The sequence below is a fragment of the Paenibacillus sp. J5C2022 genome (genome assembly GCF_025567625.1).
Classification (GTDB): Bacteria; Bacillota; Bacilli; order Paenibacillales; family Paenibacillaceae; genus Pristimantibacillus.
Map to the genome: position 1 here is coordinate 22,687 of NZ_JAOQJC010000023.1, position 15,729 is coordinate 38,415.

Sequence of the window (15,729 nt, forward strand, 5' to 3'; positions counted from 1 at the left end):
GTATAGTAAGGACAAAGAAAGCACTTACAACGCACGGGGAGTGTTCAATATGACGACAAAAACCGCAAGAATCAGCGGACTGCGTCCCACTAAATCGGAAGTAAGAAAGCTTGTTAACGTGATGACGGCCATCGCATGGGCCATTCTGGGCATCGGCGTCGTGCTGTGCCTGATTAATCTGAACCACTTCAGCGATAGAAATGTCGGGCTTATGGTTGGCATCGGCTTCCTGGTCGGCAGCGTTCACATCTATGTCATCGGCACGGCGATCGGCCTCGTGCATGCGCGGCTGAACGGCAGCGCGACGAATGCGAACGCCGACTACGACAACCAGCCGTAACAGAACGGGATTTCATCTCCGCAACCGAGAAAGCCCCTTCCCCCATTGGAGGAAGGGGCTTTCTTCATGTCCGCCTATCCCTTCACAAAGGATTCCAATACACCCGCAGCTCCCGCTACTGCCAGAATGAGCAAGGGAGGATACATGTACGAAGGGAAGAGCAAATACAATACGACGACAATCGTCGCGCACCATATCCCCATGCACCAGTAGCAGGTAAGCAGATAACGAAAAAACGAGCGTATTCTGCCTCCTTTCTCCTCAACGACCGCCACTAGTCTCCCCTCTTCATCCTGTTGAAAGCTCTCCTCAAGGAAAGGTCTTCTTAGAAATGCCGTAATCTCATCAAATACAAGCAGTCGCGTCAATCTGTAAGCGGCCAGGACGAGTACTGCAAGCTGCAGCCACGTCAGATGCTCCATCGCTTCTTCCCCCTCCCATCCTTGCATTCTTCTTACGAATCTTTGGGTTAAGGCATTGATGACATTGCCTGTACTACTTGTCAGGCTGCGGCATATCGTATAGAGAGCTTAAAAATCGGTCTAAAAACGTTAAAGTCCTTATTAAGAAACCAAATGCACAGTGTAATTTCAATATATGATACAAATTTATTCATTAGAATAATCGCACCGGGCTTACAGAAAGGGGGATGAAAGCATGCTGCAACTTCTTCAATCCAACGAAGAACTGAATACACTTATCGCACAATCGCATTACGCACCTGTCATTCTGTATAAGCACAGCACAAAATGCGGCACAAGTCATGCCGCTCACTACAGGCTGCAGATGGTTATGAATCAGACGAAAGCGATGAGATTAAACATTATATATGCCATGGTAAAGGTGAGAGAATGCAAGGCGCTGTCGGAAGAAATTGCAGATCGGCTGTCGGTCAAGCATGTCTCGCCCCAAGTATTGATTATTCACCTCGGAAGGGCGGTCTGGCATGCTTCTCATCAGCGTATCCAAGGCGCGAATATAATGAGAGCCCTCCAGTCCCTCCCACTCTCCCGGACATAAACTTGTATATTGGGATCAATCGGCCTTGGATATCTAACGCGACAGCCCGGCACTGCTCATTGATGACGGTTGCGATACAGCAAATACATGAAGAACGGAGCACCGATACCGGATACGAATACGCCGGCGGGAAGATCGTGCGGCAGGAAGGCGGTGCGCGCAATCGTATCCGCTGCTGCCACGATGATCCCGCCGATGATCGCTGTCGCGGGAATGAGCCGCGTGAACTTGCGCCCGACCAATCGGCGCGCAATATGCGGAGCGATCAAGCCGACGAAGCCGATTGCCCCGGCATAAGCGACGGCGGAGCCTGCCAGCGCAACGCTGATCGCAAGAAGAATGAGACGCGACAGCTGAACTCTGACGCCCAGTCCCGTTGCCAGCTCATCACCCAGCTCCTGAACATTCGCCGTCCGCGCGAACAGCATGGCCAGCGGCAGGATGACGACCGCCCAAGGCAGCATGGCTCGCACATCCACCCAATTGGCGCCGTACACGCTGCCTACCATCCATATATAAGCTTGTACGGTGGAATGCTCGTCGCTGAATACGATGACCATCGTCGTCAGCGCTCCCATCGCAGCGGCCATGCCTATGCCGACAAGAACGAGACGGATGGAAGTAACACCTCCGCGCCACGCCAGCAGGTATATCAGGATGGACACCGCCGCCGCTCCGATAATGGCGGCCAGCGGCAGCCACTTCAGGCTGATCGTGCCGGCTAGACTCGTGATGAAGAACACCGCTCCGAGCGAGGCGCCTCCCGTCACGCCTAGAATGTCCGGAGAGCCGAGCGGATTGCGAATAACCGCCTGCATAATCAAGCCCGATACGCCCAGCGCAGCGCCTACAAGTACAGACAGCAGCAAGCGCGGCAGCCGAAGCGTATCGATCGTGAACGCGTTGTCGCTCTCCTTGCCCAGCAGATGAGCGATTACTTCCAGCGGTGAAATCATCGTGCTTCCGATGCACAATCCCAACAGCAGGACAAGCAGCAGCGCTGCAAGGAGCGCCGTGAACGATCTTGCCTGGGCGAGAGAGCTTCGATATCTCAAGGTTGCTTTCATCGGTTAACCCCCTTGCGAGCAAGATAGATGAAGAACGGCGTTCCGACAAGAGCGGTCATGACGCCGATCGGCAGCTCCTCCGGGCTGATCATGAATCGCGCTCCGATGTCCGCTAGCAGCAAGACGATACCGCCTACGAGCACACAGTACGGTATAATCCAGCGGTAATCCGCTCCTACCAGGCTGCGGACGATATGCGGCACGATAAGTCCGATGAAGCCGATGGAGCCGCCCACCGATACCGAGCCCCCCGCCAGCACCACAATAATGACGGCCATAGCGGCCTTCAGCAAGAATGTGCGCTGACCTAATCCGGTCGCGACTTCATCTCCTGCGGTCAGAATGTTCACCGACTTGCCCATGAACAGTGCAGCCGCCCACCCTGCAAGCAGGAACGGCAGAATAGGGAGCAGCATCTCCAGCGTCCGGCCTGCTACCGAGCCGGCAAGCCAGAACAACGCCCCTTGAATAGCCGGGGCGCTGATGACGAGGAAGCCCTGTGTCAGAGACAGGAGCAGGGCGGTTACCGCCGCGCCCGCCAATACGAACTTGAGCGGCGATGCGCCTCCCTTCCCCAGCGACCCCAAAGCAAAGACCATCACCGCGGCGACCGTGCCGCCAAGGAGGGAAAACCACATATAATGCGATAACGAATTGACGGAGAAGAATGTAATAGCAAGGACTACGAATAACGTTGCCCCTGCATTAATGCCGAACAGACTGGGTGACGCAAGCGGATTGCGGGTCAGCGCCTGCATAAGCGCGCCGGAGATAGCCAGGCTTGCTCCGATGACCAGTGCGATGATCGCGCGTGACAAGCGGGTCGTCGTCACAATGACATGCTCGGCGGATTCCGGGTCGTAGCTGAAAAATGCGGTCCAAACCGTCGACAGAGGCATGCTGGTCTGTCCGAACGCTATGCTCGCCGTGAAGGCGAGCAGCAGCACTGCCATCCCAGCAGCCAACCCGCACCACTTGGCGGAAGTTCGTTTCAATAAAGGCATTCGTCAAATCCCCTTGCCAACCATAGTATGCTCCCTACTTCTCAAGCTCGTAATGCTCATACAGCTGATCCAGCATCACATTGGCATTGGAGATGCCGCCGCCCAGATTCCACGCAATCTCATCCACCATGAATACCCGCTTGTTCTTCACCGCATCCAGCTGTTGGAATAGAGGATGCGTGGTCCATTCCTCATAAGTTTTGTTCACAGCCTCGTCCTCGCCGAATCCGCCTATGAAATAGAAGATCGTGCCTGCATTCATGCTCGGTATCGCTTCTTTATCCGTCAAGCTGATGACGACTTTGCCCTCATCGGCTTCCTTCTGCTGGTATTCCGTCCGAATAAAACCCAGTTCATTCAAAATATTGGCCGCATAGCCCGTTACATAGATGCGCGCATGATCTGCGCGATAGTTCAAGATGGACACGGTAACCGGCCATTCGCTGCCTAGCTTGGCGCTGATTTTCCCTTTGAAATCCGCTACTCTCGCATCCCAGGCCTGCAGCAGCTCCGCAGCTTCCTTCTCTTTGTTCAACGCTTGACCCATCAGCTCAACCGTCTCCTTGAATTGGAATACCGTCTCATGCGCCACAGTCGGCGCGATCGCCTTCAGGTTCTCATAGATTTTCTCATTGCGCAGCTTGGAAGCAATAATGAGATCCGGCTTCAGCTTGGCGATTTCCTCCACGTTCGGTTGAGCTTCGCTTCCCAGAATCACGGTATCCGCCAATTCTTCCTTCAAGTAGTCGTACATCGGCTGTTGCGCCCAAGACTCTACAGCGCCTACAGGCTTGACGCCAAGCGCGACAGCCACGTCCGTCGCCCCCTGATAGAGCGTAACGATACGCTGAGGCGTTCCTTCGATTTTCGTCTCTCCCATTGCATGCTTGATCTCGCGCACATCGCCGGCAGCGCTGTCTCCTTTAGCCGATGCGTCGCCTTCTTGGCCAACATTGGCATTGGAGGACGCCTCCTCCTGTACGGCCCCGTTCTCCTTCTTGGCCGCATTCCCGCCGCCGCACCCGGCAAGCACGGTCATCAGCAGGACCATTCCCGCCACAACCCATAACGTCGCTTTCCCTCTTAACATGATGACTGCCCCTTTCTATTCATGCCTAAATAATAGATAATTCTGCCCGATTATCATTCTCATATGTATCTAGAAAAGTGACTATCCGCACAACGTGAGAATTGATGTGACTTTTTATACAGTGATAATGATAATCAATTAACGTTAATGATTCTAAACGAGTATACCTTCACTGTCAATATAAACTTCATTTGTTCCAATCGCTGGATTTTTGCACGATCAGCAAAAATTTCCTTATGGCGAACTGGTGAATAAACTTTGTCGGAATGAAGTCTAATTGTTTACGTTATTGTTAAAGCCGCAGTCAGAAGCGCTTCAATCTGATATGTTAATCGTAAGCAATTATTACCCAAGGAGTGGAACCGTTGATGAGACCTTATTATCGCATACTGGCAACTGTACTGTTCCTGGCGATGACCTTCACGCTTGCGGGCTGCAGCGGAGAGTACATTGTGCTGGATCCTAAGGGACCGATCGGACAGGATCAGAAGGATTTGATTATTATCACAACCGTCCTGTGTCTGGTCATACTCGTCCCTGTCCTTATTATGACAGCCGTGATCGTATGGCGTTACAGAGACCGTCCCGGAAGCAAGGCTGCCTACAAGCCGAACTGGGAGCATAATACGAAGCTGGAAGTGACCTGGTGGACCATCCCGATCATTGTCATTCTGATTCTGGCGATCATTACAGCGATTTATACGTACAAGCTGGAGCCATCCAAGCCGCTGGCCTCGGATAAAGAGCCGATTACGATCCAAGTCACTTCGATGGATTGGAAGTGGCTGTTCACTTATCCGGATGAGGGCATAGCAACGGTCAACTATATCAAGTTCCCGGAGGACGTTCCGGTACGCTTCCAGCTCACATCCGATATGGCAATGAATTCCTTCTGGATTCCGCAGCTGGGCGGACAGATTTACTCCATGTCAGGAATGGCAATGACCTTGTATCTTCAGGCGGATGAACCAGGAAGCTACTATGGCTCCGGCGCCAACTTCACCGGGAAGGACTTCGCCCAGATGACATTCACGGCGGACGCCGTCTCGGAAGAGGAATACAAGGCATGGATCGACGAGGTGAAGGCAACTTCCCCTGCGCTGGCCATACAGGACTATGAAGATATGCGCACGCCGGGCACATCCGATGTGAAGTCGTTCTCCAGCTTCCCTGAAGGACTGTTCGAGCATATTGTGACGCAGTATGTCGAAGACGGCGCAGCCAACCCGCATGCCCATCACGGCGTAGGGAACAAGCAGGATGAAGCGGAAGACAGCGGCAATGGCGATAACGACTAACAATTGACCGTTAACGAAAGGAGAATTACTCATAACCATGTGGGATAAAATCAAAGCATTTTCATCCGATTTTTTCGTTACGGGCGACCCTCTCATTCTGGGAGCTCAAGTGTCTATTGCCTTGACGCTGGTAGCGATTGTATTCACCTTGACCTACTTCAAGAAGTGGCGCTGGCTCTGGACGGAGTGGCTGACCACTGTCGATCACAAGCGGATCGGCATTATGTACATTATCAGTTCCCTGCTTATGCTGTTCCGCGGGGGCGTCGACGCCTTGCTTATGCGTGTACAGCTGGCCGCACCGGGGATGGAATTCCTGAACGCGGAGCATTACAACCAGATCTTCACGACGCATGGCGTCATTATGATTCTGTTCATGGCCATGCCGCTTATGTTCGGCTTGTTCAACATTATGGTGCCGCTGCAGATCGGCGCACGGGACGTAGCATTCCCGTTCCTGAACTCCTTCAGCTTCTGGATGTTCTTCTTCGGAGCGATGCTGTTCAACCTGTCCTTCATCATCGGCGGCTCGCCTGACGCAGGCTGGCTGGCTTATCCGCCTCTATCCGGTCTGTCGGGAAGCCCGGGCGTCGGCCAGGACTTCTATATATGGGGCATTCAGATATCCGGTATCGGCTCGCTTGCGACAGGCATTAACTTTATCGTCACGATATTGAAAATGCGCGCTCCGGGCATGAAGCTGATGCAGATGCCGATGTTCAGCTGGTCGGTATTGTCGTCATCCGTCACGATTCTGTTCGCTTTCCCGATTCTGACGGTTACGTTGTTCCTGCTGTTCCTTGACCGCTATCTTGGCGCTCACTTCTTCACGCTGGACGGCGGCGGCAACCCGATGATGTATATTAACCTGATCTGGATGTGGGGACATCCCGAAGTCTATATCGTTGTCCTGCCGGCATTCGGCATCTTCTCCGAGATCGTCGCGACGTTCTCCAAGAAGAAGCTGTTCGGCTACAAATCGATGGTATTCGCGCTTATGTCCATCAGCTTCTTCTCCTTCTTCACCTGGGCGCATCACTTCTTCACGATGGGCTCCGGGGCGGACGTCAATGCGTTCTTTGCGATAACGACGATGCTGATTGCGATACCGACGGGCGTGAAAATATTCAACTGGCTATTCACGATGTACAGGGGGCGGCTCAGCTTCCCGACGCCTATGCTGTGGACGATTGCCTTCATTCCGTGCTTCGTCATAGGCGGCATGACCGGTGTCATGCTATCCGTCGCGCCGGCTGACTTCCAATACCACAACAGCTACTTCCTGATCGCTCACTTCCATCAGGTGCTGATCGGCGGCGTCGTATTCGGTTACTTCGCGGGCCTGTATTACTGGTGGCCGAAGCTGTTCGGCTTCAAGCTGCATGAAGGGCTGGGGAAATGGGCATTCTGGTTCTGGAACATCGGCTTCTATGTGTGCTTCATGCCGCAATACGCGCTTGGATTCATGGGCATGACACGCCGCTTCAACGAGTACAACTTCGACATGGGCTGGCAGCCGCTGAACGTCGTATCGACCGTCGGCGCCTTCCTGATGGGTATCGCGTTCATCTTCCAGGTATGGCAGATTGCGCACAGCATCAAGTTCCTGAAGAAAGAAACAACCGGCGACAACTGGGACGGACGAACGCTGGAATGGTCCATTCCGTCTCCTGCACCGATGTACAACTTCGCCCGCCTGCCTGTCGTGACGCATCAGGACGACTGGTGGGAGAAGAAGCAGCGCAAGCTGCGCGGCGAACCGGATGCGCCAGAGGTTGCTGCGGCTGAGCAAGCGCCGCTTGAGCCGATTCATATGCCTCGCAAGTCGGGCAATGCGTTCATCATGTCCATCTTCTGGTTCATCGCAGGCTTCGGCTTCGTATGGGATTGGACCTGGATGGCCATTCCGGGCCTGATCGGCGTCGCGGTATGCATGCTTGTCAGATCGTTCACGTATAATACGGATTATTATATCCCTGTAGAAGAAATCGAGCGGACGGAAGCCGCTGCAAGGGGGGCTCACTAATGGCAGAGGCAATGATGAAGAAGACGACCGCTCACGGCTCCCATCACGGTCATGGCGGCCACGGCCACGATCATCATGATCACCATGAGCAAGAAGAGATGAAGACGTTCGGCTTCTGGCTGTTCCTGATCAGCGACGTTATTCTGTTCGGCGTCCTGTTCGCCACATTCATCGTTCTTCGCAACAATACGGCCGCCGGTCCTACCGGCGGCGAGCTGATCGAGATGACCGGCATTATTATCTCGACATTCATCCTGCTGACAAGCAGCTTCACGAGCGGCATTGCGCTGCTGGAGATGAACAAGGGCAACAAGAAAGGCCTCATCTTCTGGCTGGCCGTTACGGCGCTGCTGGGCGCATCCTTCATCTATCTGGAGGTGACAGAGTTCCTGCACCTCGTGCATGAGGGCGCGACGATTGGCACGAGCGCTTACTGGTCTGCCTTCTTCACGCTGGTCGGCACGCACGGCTTGCACGTATCGGTCGGACTGGTATGGATGACCGCGCTCATTATTCAATTGTCCCGCAGGGGAATTACGACGGTAACGAAGCGAAAAGTGAACATTGTCAGCTTGTACTGGCATTTCCTTGACGTCATCTGGATCTTCGTCTTCACGATCGTGTACCTGATGGGGGTGATGTAGAATGGCGAACCATACGAATCACGCTACGCATGAACAGCACGACGAGCATGGCGGACACGGCTCTATCAAGGCTTACGTCACCGGCTTCCTGCTTTCCATCGTACTGACAATCATTCCGCTTGTGGCGGTCATGAACGACATGTTCAGCAAGCAGGCGACTACCGTATTGATTCTGGTCATGGCCATCTTGCAATTCGGCGTACAGCTGCTGTTCTTCATGCATATCCGCGATGAGAAGAAGCCGCGCTTCAACTTGATCGCGTTGATTTTCGGCTTGATCATCATGCTTACAATCGTCGCAGGCTCGATCTGGATTATGACCTACAACCAGGTGGCGGCTTAAGCTATACCGAATAAGCAGATTAGGCTGCCCTTCCGCTGAAGGGCAGCCTTTTATATTGCTCATCTTATATATCGTTCAGCCACTACGCCATGCGCCTATGATACGGCGGAGGTATCGCAGAACATACAATACACAGTAACGCCATCTACCCTGATCTCCTTGATCAGCTTGAAGCCGAAGTGCTCGTACAGAGGGACATTGTCCGGGTTCTCCGTATCCAGCGCAACGCCCATCCCTACTTCTTCTGCCGTTCTTAATACGTGCAGCAGCAGCTTCTTCCCTAATCCGCAGCCTTGCGCTTCTCTCCTGACGGCAATCATCGTCAAGTAGCGGTGCTGCAGAACTGGCACGACAGCCCGGGTCATGCGGGAGTAGTCGCTCAGGAAGCGAAGTGCTTGCATCGGGATATGACGCGCCAGCGCCAGCATTCTCCAGGAGAGACGCAACTGCTTCGCCCATCCTCCGGATGACGGCTGGTCCGCCGTTCCTTCCGCAATGTATCCGCCAAGCAGCGTTGTCCCGTCATAGATTCCCCATAACGGCTCATCCAGCAGCATGCCCTTATCGAACAGAAAGCCAAGGAATGCCCGTATGCGCCTATCGGTCGCCGGATCACCACTGCGTTCATGTCCGAATGCGTGTACAATTAACGGATCGTTGCGGAACGCGGATAGAAATGCCTCAATGAATTGTTCCTTATCGCCGGGCTGCAGCTTCGCCACTCGATAAGTCGTGTTCATCCTCTGCCGCCCTTCTTCTGTGCTGAATGCCCATAATGATTAACCGAGAAGCTGTACAGCACCTTCAGCATGAACAGCATGCCCGTCACCAGCATATACGGCTCCACATCTCGCCACAACAGCTGTCCGGCTATGCCGATCGTCAACAGCAATCCCGCCAGGAACACTTGTCTTTGCGGTTGAACGAGCGAATTGACCAGGAAGGCTCCGGCAATGGTGAAGGCCCAGACGGCAGTCGCATAACCGATGTCCTCATTCAGACAGAAGGCTACAACGAGAATATGCACATGGATGGATATGAAAACAATGCGGTTAAGCGGACGCTCCGCATAGAAATTGCTGGTTGAAGCGGTGAAATTGGCCACACAGCCGGCGAATATATCCCACATCAATATCAAGGCGATGAGGGAGCGCCATAATGGAATGCCCTCTACCATTTCCGGGTACAAGAAATAAATCGTGCCCGTCAATGCTATACTGCATGCGAAAATCGTAATAATTGTCGCCCAAGTCTGTTTTTCACCAAACACATCATGCAGAAATCCGGGAATTTTAACTGTCTTCATTTGGGATCACTCCTATTGGTTGTTACTACAAGCATATAGGAGTCATTCTTAAATTTCAATAGTTTTATAGTTATTTAATACATTTACTACATAATTATCGCATAGCTAGTCCACCCTTCATGAATGGAAGCTTATCCAGCCTGCGCCATTACTCGGCTTGCGCCGTTAGTCTTCGCATTGTCCCGCCAATCCGAAGAAAAACAGTTCCAGCATGCTATCCAGCTCACTCCCGCTATGGAAGGCTGATTTGTCACCCGACCACTGACGGCCCAATTCGTTCATGAACATCCGCAAGTAGCGAATCGCCATATCCTCCGACAAGCTTGAGCCGATGTAGCCTTCCTGCTTGCCAAGTGCCAGATAACGGATATAGAACGGCTTTATGGCCTCCTCATAAAATTCCTCCATCGCTGTCATAACCCCGTGATGACGAAGTGCATCCGCAGCGGACGCATCCTCCGATAACAGCTGCAAAGACTGTGCATCCAGCAGCATAATCGCCTTCGTCTTCTCCCTATAGCTCATCTTCGATTGTAGGATAGACTCGCATTGTTGCAGCTGCTTCTCCATCCCCCCCTTGACCATTGCCGCATACAGCCGGTCCTTCGTCCCGAAGTAATTGTAAATCGTAGCCGGTGATACACTGGCGCGCTCCGCTATTTCGTTCACGCTCACTTTCTCGTAGCCATACTTGGCGAACAACTGGGCCGATGCTTGAAAAATCTGCTCCATCTTCATCTGCTTGCGACGCTCAAAACCACTCATTCTCTTCACCTCACTAGTAGTGTAGCCGAACTTCGTCAACGATTCAATTGCATCGGAGCGATGAGCATCCCCCCGCTTCCGTACATAACGGCATGCAAAAAGAGACTCTGCATTCGCTGCAGAGCCTCTGATCGTTCACGTTGATACCAGCATCTGCGGCTGAACCAAGGTTAGTCGTCTCCGAAACGGCATTGCTCCAACGGAACGACGCGAGTGCGATACTTCACCTTATAGCCGACATATACGGCGATAAAAATCGGAAGACCGATATAGGTCGCTATAAGCCCGTATATATTGAAGCTCCCGTCCCGGATCATGGAGTAGCCTTGTCCGACGATCACAATAGAACATATGAAGAAGGCGACGATCGGGCCGAATGGGAACCATCTTGCCCGGTACGGCAACTCGTCCAGCCGATGTCCTTGCGCCACGAACGCCTTGCGGAAGCGGTAATGGCTAATGGATATGCCCAGCCATACGATAAAACCGCACATGCCGGATGCGTTCAGCAGCCAGACGTACACCACGCCGTCTCCGAACAGGGAAGCAAGGAATGCCAGCATGCCGATGGCGGCTGTCACGGCCAGCGCGGCTACAGGGACGCCTCCCCGGTTCAAATAGCGGAGCCATCCCGGCGCCTTCCCCTCCTTCGCAAGCACCCACAGCATGCGGGTGGAAGCGTACAGCCCGGAACTGCCCGCAGATAGCACCGACGTGAGGATAATAGCGTTCATGACGGAGGCCGCGAAGGCGAATCCCGCTCTCTCGAAGACGATGGTGAATGGACTGACCGCGATATTCGTCACGCTGACATTCAATAGCATGGGATCGTTATACGAGATTAGAGCGCCGATAACGAAGATAGCCATAATGTAGAACAACAGTATCCGCCAGAAGATCTGCTTGACCGCTCTCGGAACATTCCTCGCCGGGTCCTCGCTCTCCCCGGCAGACACGCCAATCAGCTCGGTCCCCTGGAAGGAGAAGCCTGCCGCCATAAATACGCCGAGCATCGCCAGAAATCCGCCATGGAAGGGCGCGTCCCCTTCCGTCAGCCGATGCAAGCCCGGTGCGTTATTGCCCATAATGCCGGCAATCATCAGGAGACCTACCACAATAAAGACGATGACGGTGACGACCTTGATCATTGAGAACCAATATTCCGACTCGCCGAACGAGCGCACCGACAAGTAATTAATGAACACCATAATGCCTAAGAATAATGCGCTCCATAACAGAGTCGAAGACTCCGGCAGCCAATACTTCACGATAAGACTTGCTGCAGAGGTCTCGGCAGCGATTGTAATCGCCCAATTGAACCAATAGTTCCAGCCCAGCGCGAAGCCGAGCGCCGGATCGACGAACCGTCCGGCATAAGTGCTGAAGGAGCCCGACACCGGCATATAGGCCGCCATCTCCCCCAGACTGGTCATAAGAAAATATACCATAAATCCGATCGCCGCATAGGCGAGAAGCGCTCCGCCCGGACCCGCGTTATGGATGGCGCCGCCGCTGGCAAGGAACAGTCCTGTGCCGATCGACCCGCCCAGCGAAATCATTGTCATATGACGGGCCTTCAGCCCGCGCACCAATTGCCCATTACCTTGCTTCTTCTGACTGCTCTGGTTGCTCATTGCTTGTTCCTCTCTAACCTTCATTCCAGCTTTCAACCTTCTTATTATAGTGCCAATCCCGAACGGTTTCCATTTTACTTTTTCCCAGTTCGCACATATACAACCATATGCCCGTGTGATACGACATACATGGGCTGGGTTCCGGCGACGGACGTAACGACGCGGGCGTCGTTCAGCGTACTGCTGGAAGCTCCGAACCCGAGCGCTTCTTGATTGCAAACGCCAAACAGCTGTCTCGCGAGCCGGCATTCGGCTTGGCGGGACAGCTGCTTACATCACTTATTCGGCAATAAACCCGGCATCGATCAAAAATCTCGCTAACACCACCGTCGCTTGCGCGCGGGTGGCCTCTGCTTCCGGAGCCAGCCGATCCGCTGACATGCCACCCATCAGGCCTTCTTGCACCAGCGCCGCTACGGCATCCGTCGCCCAATTCGGAACGGTGTCCCGATCTTTGAACGGAGCCAGAACATCTGGATCGCTTGCAGGAAGCTCATGCCCGATGAATGCTATCGCTCGGCTCATCATCACGGCCATCTGCCCTCGGGTGATGCGCGCATCCGGGGCGAATCGCTCCCCTCCAACCCCGCTCACCAACCCGATATCCGCTGCCGCCGCAACGACCGGCGCATACCACGCTCGCGCGTCCACGTCGCTGAAGCTCGAACCGCCATCGCCCGTCCCCATCGCTATGCCCAAGGAACGAACGAGCAGAGCGGCGAATTCCGCCCTGGTAATCATGCGGTCAGGGGCATAACGATCATCTTCGACACCTTGCACAACCAGATAGGAAGCCAACAATTCCACTTCCCGCTCGGCCCAGTGGCCGCCCATGTCGGCGAAGCGAACCGGCTCTCGCTCTATTACCGCATACAGGCTGTTATGCGGCACATGCATCACGATCTCCCGTTCACCGGTGGATCGCGCGGCATCTTCTGACGGCACGAAGACAAATGCTCCGGCATCAAGGTCAACCCATACCCCCATCAGCCGTTCGCTGTCTTCCTGCGTCACGATGGCTCTCGCCATATAGGCTCCGCCATATTCACTAATTTCCAATGACTGTCCATTCGCCTCGACGCTCAGCTTAAATTCCACTACGTCACTTGCCAGCGACAGCCCTTTCGCCGCCGCCATTTCAGCGACCTCTTCCGCCACCTCCTCATTTACGCGTTCCACGCTGATTGTCAGCTTCACATCCTGCGCGTTCACACCAAGCTCGGCTGCCCACCGGGAAGATCCAATGCTGAAATCACAAGTTGATAACTCGATCCATTCAGCTCGACTTCAATGACCACGTCCGGCAATTCCTGCTGGATCTTCAGCAGCGAACCTATCGGAAGCTGCACCTGCGCCAGCCCTTCCGCATCACGGCTTCTATCGTCAACAGCGGCTCCGCTGCTTCCCGCAAACGTGTCAGCACTTGACTCATTATATATGACGGGCCATCCGCTGCAAGCTGTAATTGCCGCCGACAAATCCGTCAGAGAAGCCGCCTTATTCGGCATACACTGCGGTCATGTGAACTGCACGGACGGGCGTTATATCTATATGCGCGCACCGGCCGGCAAGGACAATCGTCTGCTGTTCAACTATACGCTCATGCCCACCCATATGCGTTCCAGATTCACGATAGATGAGCTTCATCACTTGCGATTGCACCCGCCATTCGCTTTCTCGAATAGAACCCAACTGCTGCGGACTCCCTCTTCAACGGTAAGCGAAGCTCACACTATGCCTTCGAGGAAGGAACCTTGACCTTGCTGTTCGATTTGCTTCAGGACCCACAGCAGCTGCATCCCTTGAACAATGAGAAGATTGAGACCGGGATGATCAGGCATATGATCAAGCTGATGCGACAGTATGACGCCCCGGAAGAGCAATATGTCCGATTAGGTCTGGAGCGCAAGGCTGAATAGCTGAGCAGGTTCCCGTGCTGAGGTTCAGCCCTTGCGCCTGTCAGCTTGCGCGCTTGCACGCTTCCCGCCGAAGGCGAGGCGCAGGCCGACAACGATAATAATGAATGCGGTTATGACGGTGGGAAGCATATATTTGAACCGGTAATACTCATTCTGGAACTGATGAAAGTACTGCGTAATCAACTCCGCCGCAATGCGGTCGAACAAATAATAAACGCCGGACAAAATAAGCAATACGCCGAACCAGCGCTGATAAGGCACCAACTGGGAGAGGATCGGCTCATCCTGCAGCTCTTGCCTCTCGTAGCGGGCTGTCATCTGCACGGCATCGAAAAAAGCGAAGCACCAGAATAACGGCAGAAGGAACAAAAACAGCGACAGCCGCAAGCTGTCCATCATAAACATCGCCAGCAGAAACCCGCCCATCAGTTGAAGCCCTCTCTTCTGCAGGCCGAGATACAGATGGCCCGCTCCCGGGAAGACCGCAAGCGCAATAGCCAGCGCTCTGTTCTTCTGCCCGGACATATGCTTCTCCACCTGTACGAACAGGGAGCGGTCCTCCAGCACCTCTCCGCGCTGTTTGGCGTTCACGAGACTGATAACATCGAATATGCTGTATGCCCATATGACCGGCAGCGCCAGCAAGAAGATCAGCACCGCACCGGAACCCATGACAACACTGAGGAACAGGATTATAGACAACAGCCCGACGAAGGAAATCAAGAACGTAATCCCTCTCTGCATAAGGCCCAGGCTCATATGACCGACTCCCGGTATAATGGACAGCATGATCACCCGGGTCTTTTCTTCTTGCTCGTAGGCGTAGGCTTGGCCGCTTGCATGCGAGGTATGCGGCATTCCATGCGATGCACCGTACGCAGTGCCGCCATTCTGCGCCGACCCGTATGCAACGCCCCCGCTCGACGCAGATCCGTATGCACTCGCGGCGTAAGCGGCAGGCGCGGGCGGAACGATGCGTTCTCCTTCCACAGACGTTACCTTCCCGGATATGATGGTCACAATCATATCGATCATATTGACAATGGCGAACACAGCCGCCACGAACAGCAGGAACGCGAGAACGTCTCCTCCGATATCCCCTCCGCTAACGAGCAGGGCGAGAAACCCCAAACCTATTGGACCAAAGAAGCCTCCGGCATAAAGCAAAAATCGCCACATACGTCCAAGGTAGGCATGGCCTGCGCCGGGTATAAAAGAAAGCCAAAATGCGACTAACGGACTTTTCGGCACCTTCATCATTTCCATCCTCTCT

The 15,729-nt window shown here is 53.9% G+C and carries 19 protein-coding genes; 7 read left to right on the plus strand and 12 right to left on the minus strand.

The features are described 5' to 3' along the window. The first annotated feature begins 49 nt into the window (after positions 1 to 49). On the plus strand, positions 50 to 340 hold the full coding sequence (locus tag M6D81_RS18465; RefSeq protein WP_262678395.1) for a hypothetical protein: 291 nt from the start codon (positions 50 to 52) through the stop codon (positions 338 to 340). 74 nt (positions 341 to 414) lie between these two features. On the opposite strand, the gene M6D81_RS18470 is transcribed toward M6D81_RS18465, so the two are convergent. Then, positions 415 to 762, minus strand: a complete 348-nt coding sequence (locus M6D81_RS18470) for a DUF1360 domain-containing protein (protein ID WP_262678396.1) — start codon at positions 760 to 762, stop codon at positions 415 to 417. A gap of 235 nt (positions 763 to 997) precedes the next feature. Here M6D81_RS18470 and ytxJ point away from each other — a divergent pair, with 235 nt between their 5' ends. Then, the gene (gene ytxJ, locus M6D81_RS18475) at positions 998 to 1,360 is read left to right on the plus strand and encodes a bacillithiol system redox-active protein YtxJ (protein WP_262678397.1); all 363 of its coding nucleotides are present in this window, start codon (positions 998 to 1,000) and stop codon (positions 1,358 to 1,360) included. A gap of 56 nt (positions 1,361 to 1,416) precedes the next feature. Here the strand turns inward: ytxJ and M6D81_RS18480 are convergent, their stop codons facing one another. The 3 genes from M6D81_RS18480 to M6D81_RS18490 are packed head-to-tail and all read right to left on the minus strand — an operon-like array spanning position 1,417 to position 4,521. Continuing rightward, positions 1,417 to 2,427: a FecCD family ABC transporter permease gene (locus M6D81_RS18480; protein WP_262678398.1), complete on the minus strand. Its 1,011-nt coding sequence runs from the start codon at positions 2,425 to 2,427 to the stop codon at positions 1,417 to 1,419. Next, positions 2,424 to 3,431 carry a FecCD family ABC transporter permease gene (locus tag M6D81_RS18485; protein ID WP_262678399.1) on the minus strand — a complete coding sequence of 336 codons (1,008 nt, stop codon included), beginning with the start codon at positions 3,429 to 3,431 and terminating at the stop codon, positions 2,424 to 2,426. Before M6D81_RS18485 ends, M6D81_RS18480 begins: the two co-directional genes overlap by 4 nt. 34 nt (positions 3,432 to 3,465) lie before the next feature. Next, complete coding sequence (locus tag M6D81_RS18490) at positions 3,466 to 4,521, minus strand: ABC transporter substrate-binding protein (protein ID WP_262678400.1); 1,056 nt, start codon at positions 4,519 to 4,521, stop codon at positions 3,466 to 3,468. A 413-nt stretch (positions 4,522 to 4,934) separates the two neighbouring features. Here M6D81_RS18490 and cyoA point away from each other — a divergent pair, with 413 nt between their 5' ends. The 4 genes from cyoA to cyoD are packed head-to-tail and all read left to right on the plus strand — an operon-like array spanning position 4,935 to position 8,832. Next, positions 4,935 to 5,819, plus strand: coding sequence for a ubiquinol oxidase subunit II (cyoA, locus tag M6D81_RS18495; protein ID WP_262678469.1), 885 nt, complete (start codon positions 4,935 to 4,937; stop codon positions 5,817 to 5,819). Positions 5,820 to 5,856: 37 nt separating this feature from the next. Next, positions 5,857 to 7,845 carry a cbb3-type cytochrome c oxidase subunit I gene (locus tag M6D81_RS18500; protein ID WP_262678401.1) on the plus strand — a complete coding sequence of 663 codons (1,989 nt, stop codon included), beginning with the start codon at positions 5,857 to 5,859 and terminating at the stop codon, positions 7,843 to 7,845. Next, entirely contained in the window at positions 7,845 to 8,489 is a 645-nt protein-coding gene (gene cyoC, locus M6D81_RS18505; RefSeq protein ID WP_262678402.1) for a cytochrome o ubiquinol oxidase subunit III, read from the plus strand. The genes M6D81_RS18500 and cyoC overlap by 1 nt, the downstream gene beginning before the upstream one ends. A gap of 1 nt (position 8,490) precedes the next feature. Beyond that, positions 8,491 to 8,832, plus strand: a complete 342-nt coding sequence (gene cyoD, locus M6D81_RS18510; protein WP_262678403.1) for a cytochrome o ubiquinol oxidase subunit IV — start codon at positions 8,491 to 8,493, stop codon at positions 8,830 to 8,832. A gap of 95 nt (positions 8,833 to 8,927) precedes the next feature. Here cyoD and M6D81_RS18515 read toward each other — a convergent pair whose 3' ends face one another. From M6D81_RS18515 to M6D81_RS18545, 7 genes are all read right to left on the minus strand, one after another. After that, positions 8,928 to 9,572 (minus strand): GNAT family N-acetyltransferase, encoded by a 645-nt coding sequence (locus M6D81_RS18515; RefSeq protein WP_262678404.1) that lies wholly within the window; start codon positions 9,570 to 9,572, stop codon positions 8,928 to 8,930. Then, on the minus strand, positions 9,569 to 10,138 hold the full coding sequence (locus M6D81_RS18520; protein WP_262678405.1) for a hypothetical protein: 570 nt from the start codon (positions 10,136 to 10,138) through the stop codon (positions 9,569 to 9,571). The genes M6D81_RS18515 and M6D81_RS18520 overlap by 4 nt, the downstream gene beginning before the upstream one ends. Positions 10,139 to 10,303: 165 nt before the next feature. Continuing rightward, entirely contained in the window at positions 10,304 to 10,903 is a 600-nt protein-coding gene (locus M6D81_RS18525; RefSeq protein ID WP_262678406.1) for a TetR/AcrR family transcriptional regulator, read from the minus strand. 170 nt (positions 10,904 to 11,073) lie between these two features. Next, the gene (locus M6D81_RS18530; RefSeq protein ID WP_262678407.1) at positions 11,074 to 12,537 is read right to left on the minus strand and encodes an amino acid permease; all 1,464 of its coding nucleotides are present in this window, start codon (positions 12,535 to 12,537) and stop codon (positions 11,074 to 11,076) included. 279 nt (positions 12,538 to 12,816) lie between these two features. After that, the gene (locus M6D81_RS18535) at positions 12,817 to 13,749 is read right to left on the minus strand and encodes an S-layer homology domain-containing protein (protein ID WP_262678408.1); all 933 of its coding nucleotides are present in this window, start codon (positions 13,747 to 13,749) and stop codon (positions 12,817 to 12,819) included. After that, positions 13,746 to 14,045 (minus strand): hypothetical protein, encoded by a 300-nt coding sequence (locus M6D81_RS18540; RefSeq protein WP_262678409.1) that lies wholly within the window; start codon positions 14,043 to 14,045, stop codon positions 13,746 to 13,748. The genes M6D81_RS18535 and M6D81_RS18540 overlap by 4 nt, the downstream gene beginning before the upstream one ends. After that, positions 14,035 to 14,229 (minus strand): hypothetical protein, encoded by a 195-nt coding sequence (locus M6D81_RS18545; protein ID WP_262678410.1) that lies wholly within the window; start codon positions 14,227 to 14,229, stop codon positions 14,035 to 14,037. The genes M6D81_RS18540 and M6D81_RS18545 overlap by 11 nt, the downstream gene beginning before the upstream one ends. A 62-nt stretch (positions 14,230 to 14,291) precedes the next feature. Here M6D81_RS18545 and M6D81_RS18550 point away from each other — a divergent pair, with 62 nt between their 5' ends. Further along, on the plus strand, positions 14,292 to 14,456 hold the full coding sequence (locus tag M6D81_RS18550) for a hypothetical protein (protein WP_262678411.1): 165 nt from the start codon (positions 14,292 to 14,294) through the stop codon (positions 14,454 to 14,456). A 24-nt stretch (positions 14,457 to 14,480) separates the two neighbouring features. Here M6D81_RS18550 and M6D81_RS18555 read toward each other — a convergent pair whose 3' ends face one another. Further along, positions 14,481 to 15,722 carry a hypothetical protein gene (locus M6D81_RS18555; RefSeq protein ID WP_262678412.1) on the minus strand — a complete coding sequence of 414 codons (1,242 nt, stop codon included), beginning with the start codon at positions 15,720 to 15,722 and terminating at the stop codon, positions 14,481 to 14,483. Positions 15,723 to 15,729 lie beyond the last annotated feature (7 nt).